Genomic DNA, 15020 nt, shown 5'->3' with positions numbered 1-15020 from the left:
CATGACAACCCAGGCGAACCGCCAGACCCGAAGATCACGGACAGATCAACTCAGAACGCGAGCGTGCCGGAGCCCTGTCGATGAAGTAGGGGCCCTTCGCTCCCGCCGGGTTGTGTTGTCCCGGCGATCGGCACTACTATTTCCCCCTCCGACTGGCTGCCAGCCGACCGCCATTTCCCGGTTCCCCGGTTATAGGCAGGTCACTCTTTCTGGGCCGCGAACCCAGAGCTGGCGAGCCTCTCTCCAGTTCCCTCGGTGACCTTCCGACCGTTCCGCCCGCCATACGCCGGGAGGTTCATAGGTGTCCGCTCCAGATTCCCAGACACCGTCCGTGGCCTTCGCCCGCAACGGAGAGACTCGGCTCCTCCTTGTCCCGCTCACGCGGGTTTCATTGACGACGCTACACGGTTCGCTTTATGCTACGGACCGGTCTTTTGCTCATCCCCTGACAGGGACTTTGTCGTTCCGCTTCGACGCCTGGGATCTCTCCCGACGCCGGGAACCAGCTACCGTGGGTTCTGGCACCTCCACGGGCCGGACTTTCACCGGCTGGCCACCTCAGGCTTACACCCGGCTAAACGCCTTTTGGCATAGCCGGACTTCTGGACGCACCCGCCGCGAAGAAAATTGTGGCCTTGCGGAGGATCTCGCGTTCCTCTCGAAGCTGCCGGTTCTCCTTCCGGAGGCGTTTCAACTCGTCGCGTTCCGCGGCGGTCAACCCATCGGCCCGAACCTCTCCCTCCTGTTCGGCCTGGCGTACCCAGTTACGGATCGACGGCCCCGACGGGCCGTATTCTTTGGCCAGCGCCTCGGGCGAGTGGCCAGCTCGGACAAGCTCCACCATCTGACGGCGGAACTCCTCCGTGTACGGCGGTTGTGATCTCGGCACCTGTACTCCTCCCTGGGATCATTATCCCAAAGAGCCCAGGTGTGAACAGGAACGGGTCAACTTCAGTCGATGTCCTTGCCGTACTTCTCGGAGACCTGCGTGAAGAGGCGCGTCGACGGGCTGTCCGGACCGATCGGGGCGGTCGCGCTGACGACCAGGCCCTCCAGCTGGCTGTCGGAGACGGACTTGCGGGTGGCGTCGGTGATGCACTGAGAGATGGCGGTGATGTCGCCGTCGAAGCCGACTGCCTTGAGGCTGTTCATGGCGCTGATGCAGAACGAGTCATTACCGATGATGAACACCTGGTCCGCGCCGCCGCTGACAACCTGCTGCATCTGGGGTGTCATGTCGGCGGTGCCGGGAGCGACCCGGACGAGCTCGTAGTCGATGCCCGCCTCCCTGTAGAGCCCCGGCGCGACTTCCTGTGCGGCGTGGAGTGCGGCCGGGACGTCGATGACGATCGAGACGACCTTCTTGTTGTTCTTCTCCTCGGCGGCGTGGATCGCCAGGCCGATGACGGAGAAGTTCGCGTCGCCCAGGGCGAAAGTGGTCTTACTGGTGAGCAGTTCGGGCTCGCCCGAGCCGTACAACATGACGGGGATCTCCGCGTCGCTCAGCGGCTTCCAGGCGGTCTGGATGACACCGGATGTGCCGATGAGGGCACCGACCACGCCGGCCTCTACCAGTTGGTTGCCGCAGTCGGTGGCCTTTGCGGGATCACCCAGGGTCTCGCAGATGGTCAGCTCGATGGGCCGGCCGCCGATCCCCCGTTTGTGCTCGTTGAGCCACTTGGCGGTGGCCTCGGCCACCCGGTTCTGGACCCGCAGGTCCGCGGTCTGGCTGGCACCGTCCGTGATCAAACCGATCTTGACAGGCTGGCCGCTTGCCTTCGCGATGGGACCGAGAAGGTCCGCGACCCCCGCGCTGTCGTTCGGCGTGGTCGAATCCTCGTCAGAGCCGCCGCAGGCCGAGACTGATGCCAGGCTCGCCGCCATGACGGCGACGCCGGCCAGTTTTAACCGGCCTGGTCGGGCGGGCGGCTGCGCGAAGGTGACGGGCCGGGGCGGTCTGATATCCGCCCAGCGACTGGCCAGTTTCGAAACACGCGACATACTTTTCCACCTTTGTATGTATAGAATTAATTTTCGGACTTTCAGGTGGTCGCGGCTGTTGGGGTACGGCCCCGTTCGGAGGCGACCCGGTAGCCGATCCGGGGTCCAGTTCGTGAGGCTTTCCGGCGGATCTGCCGTGGGGTGCGTGGCCGTCAGGTACGCCGGCCACCGTTGACGCCGATGATCTGGCCGGTGATGTAGGACGACGCGTCGTCACACAGGAACACCGCGGCGTTCGCGATGTCCTCGGGGCGGCCAGCGCGGCGGACCGGGGTGATCTTGGCGAAGCGCTCGAGGGAGGCGGTGAAGTTGCCCTTGGAGATCTGACCGAGCAGCTGCGGGGTGACCACCATTCCGGGCGCGATGGTGTTGACCGTGATCCCCTGCCGTCCGAGTTCGAGGGCGAGCGTCTTGGTGAGCCCGATCAGACCAGCCTTGGAGCTGACATAGGCGGCCATCCGTTCCTGGCCGCCCTGGGCGCTGGATGAGGAGATGTTGACGATCCGGCCCCAGTTCGCCGCGCGCATGTCGGGCAGGACGGTCTGGGTGACGAGGTAGGGACCGCGGAGGTGGACGGCCATGACGCGCTCCCACAGTTCGTCCGTGATCGACTCGAAGCGGTCGAACTGCACGACGCCGGCGTTGTTCACCAGGATCAGCACGGGTCCCAGGTCCTCGCGGATCTCGTCGACGGCGGTGGTGACCTGGGCCCTCGGTCGGAGACGTCGACGGCGTAGCCACGGACGGCTCCGCCCTGCCGCTGGAGGCGCTTGACCTCGGTGTCGAGCAGCTCGGTCTGGATGTCGAAGACGGCGACCTTCGTGCCTCGGGCCACGAGTGCCTCGGTGATCGCGAGCCCAAGGCCCGACGCCCCGCCCGTCACGATCGTGGTAGTCCCCTCGAAGGGCATGCGTGTCCGTCCTTGTGTCTGTGGAGGGTGGCTTGACAGTGCCCGAGTGTGGCGTGCACCATACGCTTAATCAAGCGATTGTTTATTTTGGTGTGAACGACGAGGACCGGCCGGGGGCTCGGTCCTCGTCTGGCGTCGACCGGGAGCACGCCGCTTCCCGAGCGTTCGTCGTCACCAACAGCCCATGGCGCGTACTCCCGAGACGCGCTGTGGCCTGCATGCGTGCCCCAGACGCGTGAGGACCTTCGACCTACCGTTTCGCCCTGCTCGAGGAGAACTGGACTGATGACGATCGAGACGACGCGGCCGACGCGACCCGGGGAATGGCTCGACGACACGAAGATCGGACTGTCGGGCCTGGGCTCCGCCCCGGCCGACTTCCAGTGGAAGATCCCGACCGAGCGTTACACCTCACCGGAGATCGCGGCGCAGGAGCGTGAGCTGATCTGGACGAAGACCTGGCAGATCGTCGGCCGGGTCAGCGCGTTGGCGAAGGCCGGCGCCTGGAAGACCTACCAGCTCTTCGACCAGTCCTTCATCGTGGTGCGCGGCCGCGACGACGTGATCCGCGGCTTCGTGAACGCCTGCCGCCACCGCGGCAACCTGCTGTGTGCGGAGCGCTCGGGCGCCTCACGGCAGTTCCTCTGCCAGTACCACCTGTGGTCCTACGATCTGGAGGGCAACTGCCGGGGCATCCTGCGCGAGGGCCTCTCGGGTGTCGACAAGAGCGACGTCTCGCTGGTGCCCGTACCGGTGGAGACGTTCGGCGGCTTCATCTTCCTCAACCCGGAGCCGGACGCGAAGCCGCTCGCCGAATACCTCGGTCCCGAGGTCATCGAACTGCTGCGGCCGTACCAGATGGAGCAGTTCATCACCGTCATGGACGTCGAGGAGCCCCTCGAATGCAACTGGAAGGTCGTCATGGACGCCTTCCAGGAGGGCTACCACCTCTGGGGCGTCCACCCGCAGCTCCTAAGCGTGATCTTCCCGGACCCGGAGACGGGCCGCTACCGGTTCCTCGGCGACCACAGCGTCGCCACGACACCGTTCGACGTGCCCAGGGGCGAGCACTTCGGTCCGGAGGAGCAGGTCGCCGGGATCCGCAAGCTCCCCGAGACCTTCCCCGCGATCCCGCTGATGCTGCCTCGCTTCGAGGAGCTCGTCGCCGAGTACCGCGGCGAGGACGGCACCCTCGTCTTCCCGGAGGGCGTCACCGCGCGCACGCTGCTGCAGCAGGCCACCCGCGACACACTCACCGGCATGGGCCTGGACGTCAGCGGCCTGACGGACGACCAGATGACCGACAACCAGGGTTGGGTGCTCTTCCCGAACTTCTTCATGACGGTCCGCGCGGGCGAGTGCCACATCGTCATGCCCACCCCGGACCGTTCCGGCGACCCGAACAAGTGCGTCTGGCACGTCGCCAGCTACATGTACCTTCCCGAGGAGCTCGCCGAAGTGGCGAAGGTGGAACCGACGGTCGTCACGGAACCAGGCAGCCACACCTACTTCGAAGCGCTGCAGCAGGACTACGAGCAGATGCAGCGCCAGCAGGCCGGCCTACGAAACAGCCGCCTGAAGTACGAAACAATCACCCGGGAGGAGATCGTCGTCGCGGCCTTCCACCACGTTCTCGACCGCTACCTGGACGGTGCCCGGTCCTGACCCGGCCGCGCATGTCCGCAGTTCCCCATCCTCACCACTGGGAGCATCGTTATGGCGCTCACGCTGCGCGACCTCGACGAGGTCATCGGCGACTACACCGGCCTCTCACGGGCCGCGCTGGATTACACCCAGCTGATGAAGAAGCTGGTCGACGCGGGCAAGCAGCCCGGCTTCTCAGCCGATAGCTGGGCACCGGTCGCCGAGCTGGTCGCAGTCGACTCCTTCGAACGGATCGGCCCGTTCAAGGAGGTCATGAACTGGCCGGAATACGTCGCGTTCCTCACTCAGTGGGCACAGACCGCCGAGTGGGAATGCTCGTTCAAGCGGGTCACCGAGATCGGCTCCCTGGTGCTGCTCGAACTGGAGGAGCGCAGCATGACAGGCGGATTCAGCAGCACCGTGAACTCCGCGACGACCTACGAGTACGACGCCGACGGCAAGGTCGTCCACCTTGCCGTGTACCTGCAGATGCAGCTACCGGACCCGGAGACACTCAAGAGCTACGAGGGCATCCAGATCACGGAGTGACGCGCGTAAGCCGGGGTCGCGGCACAAAAGGCCGCGGCGCCGGAGCGTGTTCTGGTTATGGCCGGAATCCGGGTGGGCAATCAACGCTGGCCGCACGATTCCGGAACTCCTCGGGCCGGGACTCACGCGGATGCCCGGCTCGACACCCTCGGCGAACCTGTTTATCCATCTCCAGAAGGGAGCACCAGCATGACGCGCGTCGAGCCACTGCAGCCCCGCCAGTTCCCACCGGAGATGAGCTCGGCCCTGGCGGCCATGGTCCCGCCGAAACCGCGCCATCCCATGCCGAATACCGAAGGACGGCGCAAGTCACTCGGCATGCTGGGCACGTTCGCGCACCATCCCCACCTCGCACGAGCGTTCTTCACCTTCAACGGCCAGGTGCTTCTCGCAACGACACTCACCCCCCGCCAGCGCGAGGTCCTCATCCTGCGCGTCGCCGCTCGGCGCGGCTGCGACTACCTGTGGGCGGAGCATCTCCACATCGCTGAGGACGCAGGGCTCACCGCCGAGGAGACAGAGTCCATCGCATCAGGCTCCGCCACACCGTCCTTCCACCCGCTTGACTCGGCGCTGTTAAGCGCCGTCGACGAGATCGTCACGGACGGACTGCTGACGGACGACACCTGGTCGGCCCTCGCCGCCGGGCTCGACACCCAGCAGATACTCGACGTCATCTTCACCGTTGGTGCCTACGAGACGGTGTCGTCCATGCTGCGGACCTTCGGCATCGGACCCGACGATGTCCCCCGCCCGTCGTGACCGTCCACCGACCTCCTGCGCGCCGCCGCGGTCCGGCCGTCTCTCGACGGGCGCGACGGCATGGTCCTTCGCCGGTGTCCGTATGCGAGACTCGGGGAAGACGACAACCAGGAGAAATCGTGGCGGGCACTCCATCGCTGCTGGGCAGGCCCGTCGGCTCCCGAGGCGATCAGACAAGACAGCGCATTCTCGACGCGACTCTGCGCTGTGTCGCCGAGGTCGGCTACGCACGCGCCACCATCCGCGAGATCGCCCGGGCGGCCGGCATGACCAGCGGCAGCCTCTACCACTACTTCCCCAACAAGGCCGAGCTGGTCAAAGAGACCTTCCACGACGTTGCCCAGCAGACAGTCCCCCGGTTCACGGCCGCCGTGGAAGCCGTCGACAATGTCCTCGACAAGCTCATGGCAGTGCTCGACGAGACCGACCGACTGGTCCGCGACAACCCCTACGCGGTCCCGTTCGACCGCGCGATCCGGACGGAGAGCGCCGCAGATCTGCACCTGGCAGAAGAAAGCAACACCATCGTCGCCTCCATCCACGAGGTCGTCACCGAGATCCTGCGCGAGGCTGATCAGCAGGGCGCCCTCGCGGACCACGTCGACGTCCCGGCCGCCACGAGCGCCATCGGCGTACTACTTATTGGTCTCTACGAATACGCACTGGCCGTACCGATCGACAAGTACCACACCACCGTTCATGCCGTGAAGCTACTGATCCGGGGGATGCTCTTCGACCAGGCCCGGCTGGCAGAGCACTGACGGCATGGCTCGCGTGGCATCTGGGCCGTCACGCGAGGCCGCGTCGCCCGTGATGACCAGCCGGATCGTTCGATACGGGCTCTCGGCACCAAGGATTCCTGATCTACCAGCCAGCGATGGACCGCGCATTCCTGGGCGGCGAAGAAGAGTACTCGAAAGCACGCAATGCCAACCCGATTCGCGATATCTAATCAATTGATCGATTAGATATCGTTGTACCCCTGCGCCCCGATCGCGGTGCATGAACAACACATTCAGTGCCTGACCTTGCCACGAATACGTCCAGCGGTGGGCCCCTGGATTCGTGCGGAGCGAGAAGGACGATGACGAGACGATTTGAAGGCAAAGTAGCACTAATCACCGGTGCCGCATCCGGTATCGGCCGTGCGGTCACCCTTCGGCTGGCGGATGAGGGCGCGGCGGTGCTGGCCGTGGATATTGACGCGGATGGGCTGGCCGAGACCAGGTCCCTGGCAGCCGGGGTGGTGTCGGGGCGGGTTGTTGATATCGCCGATCCGGCCGCGTGTGCGGCGGCGGTGGCGGCAGCCGTTGCCGAGTTCGGGCGGTTGGACGTCCTGGGTAACGTTGCCGGGATCTATCGCCCGGCGCACACCACTGACACCAGCGTCGAACTGTACCGGCGGACACTGGCAGTGAACCTTGACGGCCCGTTCTTCCTGTCCCAGACCGCGATCCCGCATTTGCTGAATGCTGCTGGCTCCATTGTCAACATTGCTTCCAATGCCGGAGTACAGGGGGTTCCGTACTCGGCTGCCTACTCGGCGAGCAAGGGCGGTGTGGTCCAGTTGACCCGGTCGCTCGCGGTCGAGTTCATCAAGACACCGCTGCGGGTAAACGCGATCGCGCCGGCGGGCACACTGACCAACATCGCCAGGACGGTACGGTTCCCCGAGGACCGAGATCCGGATCTCGCGGGCCGGATGGCCGGCTATCGCGGCGTGGCGATGCCGGAGGAGATCGCCGCGTTGTTTGCCTTTCTTACGTCGGGCGAGGCGAAGTCCATCACTGGCGCTGTCTATGTCGTCGACAACGGTCTGACCGTCAGCTGAGGGGAGTATCGATGAACCTGCGTGCCCTTGCCGACAGGCTGGAGATCCAGGAGCAGTTGGCACGCTACGCGCGTGGTGTGGACACGAACGATTTCGAGTTGTGGAAGTCGGTGTTCACTCCCGAGGCAGTCATCGACTACACCTCGACGACGAACAGCCTGCCCGTCGGCCGGCGCGACGAGATGGCGGCCTGGCTCGAGCAGGGCCTGGGCAAGGCACCCTGGAAGATACACTATGTGACCAACGTGGAGATCGATCTCGATGGCGACCGAGCCAAGGTGATCGCGCAGTTCTACAACCCGATGCAGATTCCGGGGATGGCCGAACCGAGCTACTGCGGGGGCTACTACTTCCACAATTTTGTGCGTACGCCTGACGGCTGGAAGAGCGAAAGGCTCGTCGAGGAACTCGTCTGGTTCGTCAACAAACCCGGCGGCGTGAAATGAACCCAGCGCTTCCGGCGAGTCCTTCGTCGTTCACGTCGTCGGTTCCCCCTGAGCGCCGGGACTCTTCCTGCGACCGGACGCGGCACCACGAATGCGAGAGGAACAGGCTTGATTAACATTGACTCCGTCGACTTCTTCACCGACAACAGCCTTCTGCACGATCCGTACGACTACCTCGCCGCCATGCGCGGGGAGTGCCCGGCCCGCCGGGAGAAGCATCACGACGTTGTGATGATCACTGGCTACGACGAGGCGCTCGCCATCTACAACGACACCGACCGGTTCTCGTCGTGCCTTTCCGTCACCGGACCTTTCCCTGGATTTCCCGTACCCCTCGAGGGCGATGACGTCTCGGCGCTGATTGCCGAGCACCGCGACCAGTTGCCGATGAGCGATCAGCTGCCGACGCTGGACCCGCCGACCCACTCCGCGCACCGTGCACTGCTGTCGAAAATGATCACTCCGCGCCGCCTCAAGGAGAACGAGGAGTTCATGTGGCGCCTCGCCGACCGTCAGCTCGACCAGGCGCTGACCGGCGGGCGCTGCGAGTTCATCCGCGCCTTCGCCTCCCCGTTTGCCATGCTCGTCATCGCTGACCTGCTCGGCGTCCCGACGGAGGACCAGCCGGAGTTCATCGAGAGGCTCAACCGGCCGCACACCGGAACGCTCGGCAGCACTGGCAACGACCCTATGACACAGTCGCCGCTGGAATTTCTGTACGAGAAGTTCACCGGCTACATCGAGGACCGTCGCCGCCAGCCACGTGCCGACGTCCTGACCGGCGTCGCCTCGGCCACGTTTCCCGACGGAAGCACTCCGGACGTGCTCGACGCCGTGTGCGTCGCCGCCAACCTTTTCGCCGCCGGCCAGGAGACCACCGTCCGACTGCTCAGCACCGCGGTGATGATGCTCGGCGAGGATCCCGAACTGCAGGCGAGGTTGCGGGCGCACCGCCACCTGATCCCCAACTTCGTTGAGGAGGCCCTTCGCTACGAAAGTCCCATCCGCGGCGACTTCCGCCTGGCGAAGGTCCCAGTCGAAGTCGGAGGAGTACAGCTGCCCGCCGGAACCATCCTCTTCCTGGCCAACGCCGCGGCCAACCGCGACCCGGACAAGTTCCCCGACCCCGACACCTTCAAGATCGAACGCGCCAACGCCCGCAGCCACGTCGCGTTCGGCCGCGGCGTCCACAGCTGCCCCGGGGCCCCGCTCGCCCGCGCCGAAGCACTGGTCAGCCTCGAGAGGCTGTTCGACCGCACGGCGGACATCTGGATCGACCAGGACCAGCACGGCCCCGCCGGAGAACGGCGGTACACCTACATGCCCACCTTCATCCTGCGCGGGGTCACGCGACTCCATATCGGCTACACCCCCGCAGGCGACGGCGCATGATCGTGTCGGCCGATGCGGACCGCTGCGCCGGTCACGGTGCTTGCGTCGCGACCTGTCCCGAGCTCTTCACCCTCACCAGCGACGGCTACGTCGAGGTGACCGCCGATCGAGTTCCCGACGAGCTGGTCGAACTCGTGAAGCGGGCGGCGGCCGAGTGCCCGGAGAAGGCGATCCTCGTTGACACTCCCTAGGCGTTTTTGTCGCGGTCGTACGTCCCACGACAGCTGGTCGTTCCATGACGTGTTCAGGGAGCGGCCCGCCAAGAGCGGGGCACGACGGTGAGCCGGTCGAAACCGAGCGGTCGCGGGGCCCACGCAAGGCGCCGGCCGACGGCTCTCCCACGCGTGCCATGCGGCCGCCACCGGGGAGGGCTCGGAGCCAGCGGCGGCCGGCTCGAGGCCACCGGTGGGGATCGACATCGCCGTCAGCCGGCCGCTGACAGCCTGTTCACAAAGATTCAGTCGGCCGACCGTTCGTCACTGCCCCAGTGAGGCGAGGACGGACTCTATATAGAGATCCTGCTTCGGGTTACGCAAGTGGTAGTCGCCGCAGCCCGCCGTGGACGACACGACGCCAGAAACCTCTTGCGCACGCTATATTGTTAATCATACGATAGATTGATTATCTGCGCCGCCAGCGACCGGACGGCCAGGCAGGCCAGGGTCGACCGGTCGACGGCGGTAATTCCAACGACCAGCAGGGACCGCGATGAACCTCGAAGAGAAGATTTCCTTACATCAGCGCATGGCCGACGGCTACCGGAACGCCTACCTCCACCAGGGGGCGAAGGACGGTGCAACCTACGATAGCTGGAAATTCGCGCCCGACGCGATCTACTCGTCGCCGTACTTCACTGGGCACGATGTGATCGACCTGGGTGGGATTTCTGGCGGCGCAGATTCCTCGCTTATTTTCGAGGCCATAGCCGCCTCAGCCATTCAGGAGGCCAAGGCATACTCGGTCACCTTTCCAGACTGGAAGCTTGTCGACTACACCAGCTGGGCAGCCGAAAACGGGTACGTTGCCCGTGTCCGGTGGGAAGGTCATACCAGGGACGGCCTGAAGATGGGCTTCTACTCGACCACCTTCGTCGAGACCAACAACAACGGTGAGATCCGGCACTGGCAGACCTTCGTCAACGACGAGGAGTACGGCCCCTTCCTTGAAGCCGCCATCGGAAGGCGCGGCCCGTTCAAGGGCCACCTGGAGTACATGGAGCTCGTCGGCAAGGTGCTGCGGGAAAACGGTCTCGAGTAGACCTGACCGACGGGCGGCGAGAATGCCCAGGCGGTTCAGGCACCTCTGTCTGGCGGTGGAGTGAAACCCAGGGTCGGCGCGTTCACTCCGCGAGGCGCTACGGATCCTGGAGGCGCAGCATCTCGCTGACGTGCGACGGGGTCGAGAACTGCCGGCGCCGTGCCTTCGCGGGCACCTGAGCGGCTGTCCGTCGGCGGGGTGGGCGCCGCCTTCCCGAGGACGACGGGCGTGATCCGCGCACGTTATCGGCGGAAGGGACGGTGGGCGAGTAGTCGCCGTTGATCGGTTCGTCGGGGTCCTCGAGTCCGGCGCCGACGTCGGCCCTCGCAGGCGCCACCGCGGGGAGCGCCCCGTAGACCGTCTGCCGCGAAAGCGGACGGTCCACGGGTCACGATCTTGAGCACCGTTGCGGGTCATGGCACTGACGCGACCGGGCCAGACGAGCTCCGTTGCCACACAAGGCCCATACCTTGTGGCAACGTCCGCGAGCACAGGTCTCGTGACCTCCCCCACCCGGAAAGCGGATGGTCAATTCCACCGCTTGCGCAGATCAACCAGGGTCCGAGACAGGCCGTCACCGAGATCGTGCGACGCCGTTGCCACACTCGTTGCCATATAACGATCAAGAAGTGATCGACAAATCCTGCTATTTCCGCAGGTCAAAAGGGTGGACAGAACCGGGAACAACCCGAACCACCAACCCACCATCCCCGGCCCCACGATCTCCATCCCCGATCATACGAACAGGCCGTCTACCAGCGGAAATGCACGACAACGCCGTCGTACCTCCACCACCGACGCATCGCCTACGACTGCCCGATGACCCGTACGCCTGGGGTGACGTGCTCGGTCCCGGCGCACGGCCCGACGGTCCGGTGTGGCTCCGCTGCTGTCGGCCAGCGTGGCCTGGCTAGATGGCCCTGGACGACGTCAAGTTGCTTGATTGGCAACGCCGCCGCGCAGCCCAGGGACGCCGGCTGCGGTGTGTGCTGCGGGCAGGCGATCTACGCCGACGCCGAGCAGCCCACCGGCCAGCTGGTCACAACAGTTCGGGCTGCCAGTGCGACACGCGACGGCGCGGCAGCGACGCCGTTCATGCATCTGGAACGTGAGCTGTGGGATCTCCGCAATGCGACCGGAGACCCGCTCAGTCGATCAGGCGACTGCATCTGGCATCAGGAACTCGATCCGGTTGCCGACCGGGTCGGCGACGTAGAAGTGCCGGTGGCCGGGAAAGTCGTGCGCCCAGACCGGCCCGATGCCGGCATCGGCGAGGCGCACGGCCAGCGCGTCGATGTCGTTCACCAGGATCGCCGGATGCGCCTTCGACGCGGGCGTGAAGTCCGCCGTGACGCCGACGTGCAGCTCGAACCCCGGCCCACGGAACCAGGCCCCGCCCCGGGCGGCCATCGGGGCGGGCTTCGACACCTCGGTCAGCCCGACAACGTCGACCCAGAACGCTCGGCACGCATCCTCGCACCCAGCGGGGACGGCCAACTGGATGTGATGGAGCCCGGTCACTCCGGCGAACGGCTCGGTCGCAGTGTTGGCCCTGATGCTCACGGACATGTTCTCGGCCTCCCAAGCGATCCCGGTGCCCGAACAGCGTAGGCCAGGCTCGTCGGTGAATCCGGCGCCGCAACCCGACAGCCGGCGTCCCGGGACGGACAGGGCGCACGCCAGCCGGGGTGAAGCTCAGCCTGAACTCTGACCGGCCGGCGGTCTTGCACGGGACTTCTGGCCATCGTGGCTGGCAACCGTAGCCGCAGTGCCGCCATCGCAGGACTGGGCCAGCATGCCCCACGGTGGCGGTGTGTACGGCGGCGTTGTGGCCCCTGCGGAGGTCGAGCCGCGCTACGGGTCGAGATGTCCGCAACAGGTTGAGGGTTCCTGGCGATGTCCGGTGGACTGATCAGGAGAGTCGAACGGCGTGGGCTGTCATCGCAGGGGTGCCGAACCAGCGGGAGAGTGCTGCTCGCAGCGTGAGCCCAGCGGTGTCGACGGTCCCGTCGAGGGCGGCGGCCCAGGCGATGTGGGCGTCCGGACGTATGAGAAGGGCGTCGGCTGGCCGCTGATCGGTTTTGGCGGAGTGGATATCGATGCGGTGCTGCCAGTCCTGGGCGGCTGCGCGGAGCTCGGGACGGTCTGCGAGGTCGAGGAGGATGGGCCGTGCGGTGCGCCCGAGTTCCGCGACGCTGGTCGCACCCTGGCCGGCGTGGAGGGTGAGGTTGGGCGCGAAGGCGCCGGTCAGGGCGTGCTGGTTGGGGTTGTGCGGCGGGTAGCGGACGTCCGCGCCGGCGATCATGGTTCCGATGCGATGCAAGGGCTGCTCGTCGGCGCACAGTTCCAGGAAGAGCTCCCGGAGCGCGTCGGCGGCCGGGTCCTGGCCGCGGCGCAGTGCCACCTGTGCCTGGGTCTGGAGCATGGCGCGGGCGCCGGCGAAATGGCGCTCGTCGTGGTAGGTGTCCAGCAGGCCGGTCGGCGCCCAGCCGTGGATGTCGGCGGCCAGTTTCCAGGCGAGGTTGACGGCATCGAGCATGCCGACGTTGATGCCGATGCCCGTGGCGGGAAACTGGTGAGCCGCGTCGCCGGCCAGCAGGAAACGTCCGTCGCGGTACCTTTCGGCCTGCCGGGCCTGGAAGCCGTAGCGTGACAGCCGGATCACTTCTTCGACGGGAAGGTCCGCGCCGAGTACCCGGCGGATGCTGTCCTGGAACTCGGTCAGGGTCATCGGTTCGTCCTCGTCCTCGTCGACGTCGGCGGGCTCGTCCTCGGTCGTCTGGACGAGCAGGACCTCCGGGGTGAGCCACCCGAACCCGAACACGCCGCGGTCAGTCCGGGTGAAGGAACCCGCGCGGACCCTGCCGAGCCCGGGGAGGTCGAGGTCGCCGTTGTCGAGACGCGTCACGGAATCGGGCAGGGTGACCTGGCCCAGCCGATTGGCTTCTGGATAGCTCGTGCCGGCGAAGTCGATGCCGGCGAGGTCACGGACGCGGCTGCGCGGGCCGTCGCAGCCCACCAGGTAGTGGGCTCTCGCCCGATACAGCCCCTGCGGACCGCGCACGTCCGCGGTCACCGCGGCGTCATCCTGACTGATGCCCAGCACCTCGTGTCCGCGGCGGATGACAGCGCCGAGTTCGCGGGCGTGTTCGTTGAGCAGGCGTTCGAGTCGCGGCTGCGGGAGATGCACGCCCCAGATCGGGGAAACCGCCAGAGGTGAGAGGTCCAGGTGCACACCGCCGAACTGGACCCGAGGGGCCGTGTGGATCGGACCGACACTGGCTGCTTCGACCCGTTCCAGCAGGCCCCGGTAGCGCAGCAGCTCCACGATCTGACCGCTGAAACCGTTCGCCTTCGGCGTCTCCCGGAGCAGCGGCTGCCGCTCCAGTACCAGCGGCCGGACTCCGGCCAGGCGCAGCTCGGCGGCCAGCATCAGGCCGGTCGGACCAGCACCCACAATGATCACGTCGGGATCCATCATCGACTACTCCCCGCGCAGCATTTCGTCGCCTTCCCGTGCGACCCGGCCATCGACGACAACACGCGCATTCCGCGGCTCCTAATTCTCTGGGTTCCGGCCTCGGTCACGGATTCTGCGGCATGAACTGGGTCTTGCCGCAAGCCCCCCGGCGTGCTATAGGTTAGAAATGGAAGGAATGGCCATTGCACCTTCCCTCGACATTCAGATACGGACGGACAACCTCCTCGCAAGACGGCGCGCGGGGTAAAGAGCTGCGATCCCCTGGGCAACGCACGCCGTCCTCAGGGCTCAGCGTGGTCCCGCGCGGCAAGGGTCATGAGCGCGGAGTCGCGGGCATGCCGGGCTGCGACAGGCTGTTGTCGCGTTAGCACCCGGTAAACCACGTCATGCGCCGACCGACCGGGGAAACCGCCGGGAAACCGGACGTCACCTACATCCCGACCGGGCAGGACTGGCTGTACCTCGCGGTCGTCCTCGACCTGTACTCCCGCAGGATCGTCGGCTGGTAACTGAAAGGCAGAAGCACCACATGCGGCTGGCGAGATGGTGACGGGCCGATCCCCGAAGTGACCGATGCCCGGCAAACTCGGTTGCGCTCACGCGCCCACGGCACGATCATGCCCCGGTGCAGACCAACGATGGAGGCGAGCCGGAAGACCGGGGCGCGCCACGGTCATGCCCACGGGGGTGGTGTACGGAGCGTGATGCCGCGTGATCCTGGTTGAATGTTATGCGGTCAGCGCTTCG

Annotated in this window: 13 protein-coding genes and 2 pseudogenes; 10 read left to right on the top strand and 5 right to left on the bottom strand. The window is 66.1% G+C overall.

Annotation, left to right across the window (positions count from 1 at the left end):
* Positions 1–574: 574 nt before the first annotated feature.
* From MXD62_RS21160 to MXD62_RS21150, 3 genes and pseudogenes are all read right to left on the bottom strand, one after another.
* Positions 575–844, bottom strand: a complete 270-nt coding sequence (locus tag MXD62_RS21160; protein WP_248831235.1) for a transposase — start codon at positions 842–844, stop codon at positions 575–577.
* A 110-nt stretch (positions 845–954) separates the two neighbouring features.
* Positions 955–2001, bottom strand: a pseudogene (locus MXD62_RS21155) (ABC transporter substrate-binding protein); the annotation flags it as partial.
* A gap of 152 nt (positions 2002–2153) precedes the next feature.
* Positions 2154–2911: pseudogene (locus tag MXD62_RS21150) on the bottom strand (SDR family NAD(P)-dependent oxidoreductase).
* A gap of 285 nt (positions 2912–3196) precedes the next feature.
* Here MXD62_RS21150 and MXD62_RS21145 point away from each other — a divergent pair.
* From MXD62_RS21145 to MXD62_RS21105, 9 genes are all read left to right on the top strand, one after another.
* Entirely contained in the window at positions 3197–4576 is a 1380-nt protein-coding gene (locus MXD62_RS21145) for an SRPBCC family protein (protein WP_248831234.1), read from the top strand.
* Between the two features lie 51 nt (positions 4577–4627).
* Entirely contained in the window at positions 4628–5104 is a 477-nt protein-coding gene (locus MXD62_RS21140; protein WP_248831233.1) for a hypothetical protein, read from the top strand.
* A 189-nt stretch (positions 5105–5293) separates the two neighbouring features.
* On the top strand, positions 5294–5866 hold the full coding sequence (locus MXD62_RS21135) for a carboxymuconolactone decarboxylase family protein (protein ID WP_248831232.1): 573 nt from the start codon (positions 5294–5296) through the stop codon (positions 5864–5866).
* Positions 5867–5985: 119 nt separating this feature from the next.
* Positions 5986–6627 carry a TetR/AcrR family transcriptional regulator gene (locus tag MXD62_RS21130; protein ID WP_248831231.1) on the top strand — a complete coding sequence of 214 codons (642 nt, stop codon included), beginning with the start codon at positions 5986–5988 and terminating at the stop codon, positions 6625–6627.
* A gap of 323 nt (positions 6628–6950) precedes the next feature.
* Positions 6951–7697 carry an SDR family NAD(P)-dependent oxidoreductase gene (locus MXD62_RS21125; RefSeq protein WP_248831230.1) on the top strand — a complete coding sequence of 249 codons (747 nt, stop codon included), beginning with the start codon at positions 6951–6953 and terminating at the stop codon, positions 7695–7697.
* 11 nt (positions 7698–7708) lie between these two features.
* Positions 7709–8143 (top strand): nuclear transport factor 2 family protein, encoded by a 435-nt coding sequence (locus tag MXD62_RS21120; RefSeq protein ID WP_248831229.1) that lies wholly within the window; start codon positions 7709–7711, stop codon positions 8141–8143.
* A 108-nt stretch (positions 8144–8251) separates the two neighbouring features.
* Complete coding sequence (locus MXD62_RS21115) at positions 8252–9535, top strand: cytochrome P450 (RefSeq protein ID WP_248831228.1); 1284 nt, start codon at positions 8252–8254, stop codon at positions 9533–9535.
* Positions 9532–9726, top strand: coding sequence for a ferredoxin (locus MXD62_RS21110; protein WP_248831227.1), 195 nt, complete (start codon positions 9532–9534; stop codon positions 9724–9726). The genes MXD62_RS21115 and MXD62_RS21110 overlap by 4 nt, the downstream gene beginning before the upstream one ends.
* A 517-nt stretch (positions 9727–10243) precedes the next feature.
* On the top strand, positions 10244–10792 hold the full coding sequence (locus MXD62_RS21105) for a hypothetical protein (RefSeq protein WP_248831226.1): 549 nt from the start codon (positions 10244–10246) through the stop codon (positions 10790–10792).
* A 1155-nt stretch (positions 10793–11947) separates the two neighbouring features.
* On the opposite strand, the gene MXD62_RS21100 is transcribed toward MXD62_RS21105, so the two are convergent.
* Entirely contained in the window at positions 11948–12361 is a 414-nt protein-coding gene (locus MXD62_RS21100) for a VOC family protein (protein ID WP_248831225.1), read from the bottom strand.
* A gap of 343 nt (positions 12362–12704) precedes the next feature.
* A complete protein-coding gene (locus tag MXD62_RS21095; protein ID WP_248831224.1) occupies positions 12705–14273 on the bottom strand; it encodes an FAD-dependent monooxygenase in 1569 nt (522 codons plus the stop codon).
* Positions 14274–14659: 386 nt separating this feature from the next.
* Here MXD62_RS21095 and MXD62_RS39300 point away from each other — a divergent pair, with 386 nt between their 5' ends.
* Positions 14660–14782: a hypothetical protein gene (locus MXD62_RS39300; protein ID WP_285224133.1), complete on the top strand. Its 123-nt coding sequence runs from the start codon at positions 14660–14662 to the stop codon at positions 14780–14782.
* Positions 14783–15020: the final 238 nt, after the last annotated feature.

It is taken from the genome of Frankia sp. Mgl5, assembly GCF_023242985.1.
Classification (GTDB): Bacteria; Actinomycetota; Actinomycetes; order Frankiales; family Frankiaceae; genus Parafrankia; species Parafrankia soli.
This window is presented reverse-complemented; position numbering and strand designations above follow the sequence as displayed.

Coding starts and splice junctions, on each gene's coding strand:
- MXD62_RS21135 (WP_248831232.1), top strand. CDS start 5,294: ATGACGCGCGTCGAGCCACTGCAGCCCCGCCAGTTCCCACCGGAGATG.
- MXD62_RS21125 (WP_248831230.1), top strand. CDS start 6,951: ATGACGAGACGATTTGAAGGCAAAGTAGCACTAATCACCGGTGCCGCA.
- MXD62_RS21160 (WP_248831235.1), bottom strand. CDS start 844: ATGGTGGAGCTTGTCCGAGCTGGCCACTCGCCCGAGGCGCTGGCCAAA.
- MXD62_RS21120 (WP_248831229.1), top strand. CDS start 7,709: ATGAACCTGCGTGCCCTTGCCGACAGGCTGGAGATCCAGGAGCAGTTG.
- MXD62_RS21110 (WP_248831227.1), top strand. CDS start 9,532: ATGATCGTGTCGGCCGATGCGGACCGCTGCGCCGGTCACGGTGCTTGC.
- MXD62_RS21145 (WP_248831234.1), top strand. CDS start 3,197: ATGACGATCGAGACGACGCGGCCGACGCGACCCGGGGAATGGCTCGAC.
- MXD62_RS21140 (WP_248831233.1), top strand. CDS start 4,628: ATGGCGCTCACGCTGCGCGACCTCGACGAGGTCATCGGCGACTACACC.
- MXD62_RS21100 (WP_248831225.1), bottom strand. CDS start 12,361: ATGTCCGTGAGCATCAGGGCCAACACTGCGACCGAGCCGTTCGCCGGA.
- MXD62_RS39300 (WP_285224133.1), top strand. CDS start 14,660: ATGCGCCGACCGACCGGGGAAACCGCCGGGAAACCGGACGTCACCTAC.
- MXD62_RS21105 (WP_248831226.1), top strand. CDS start 10,244: ATGAACCTCGAAGAGAAGATTTCCTTACATCAGCGCATGGCCGACGGC.
- MXD62_RS21095 (WP_248831224.1), bottom strand. CDS start 14,273: ATGATGGATCCCGACGTGATCATTGTGGGTGCTGGTCCGACCGGCCTG.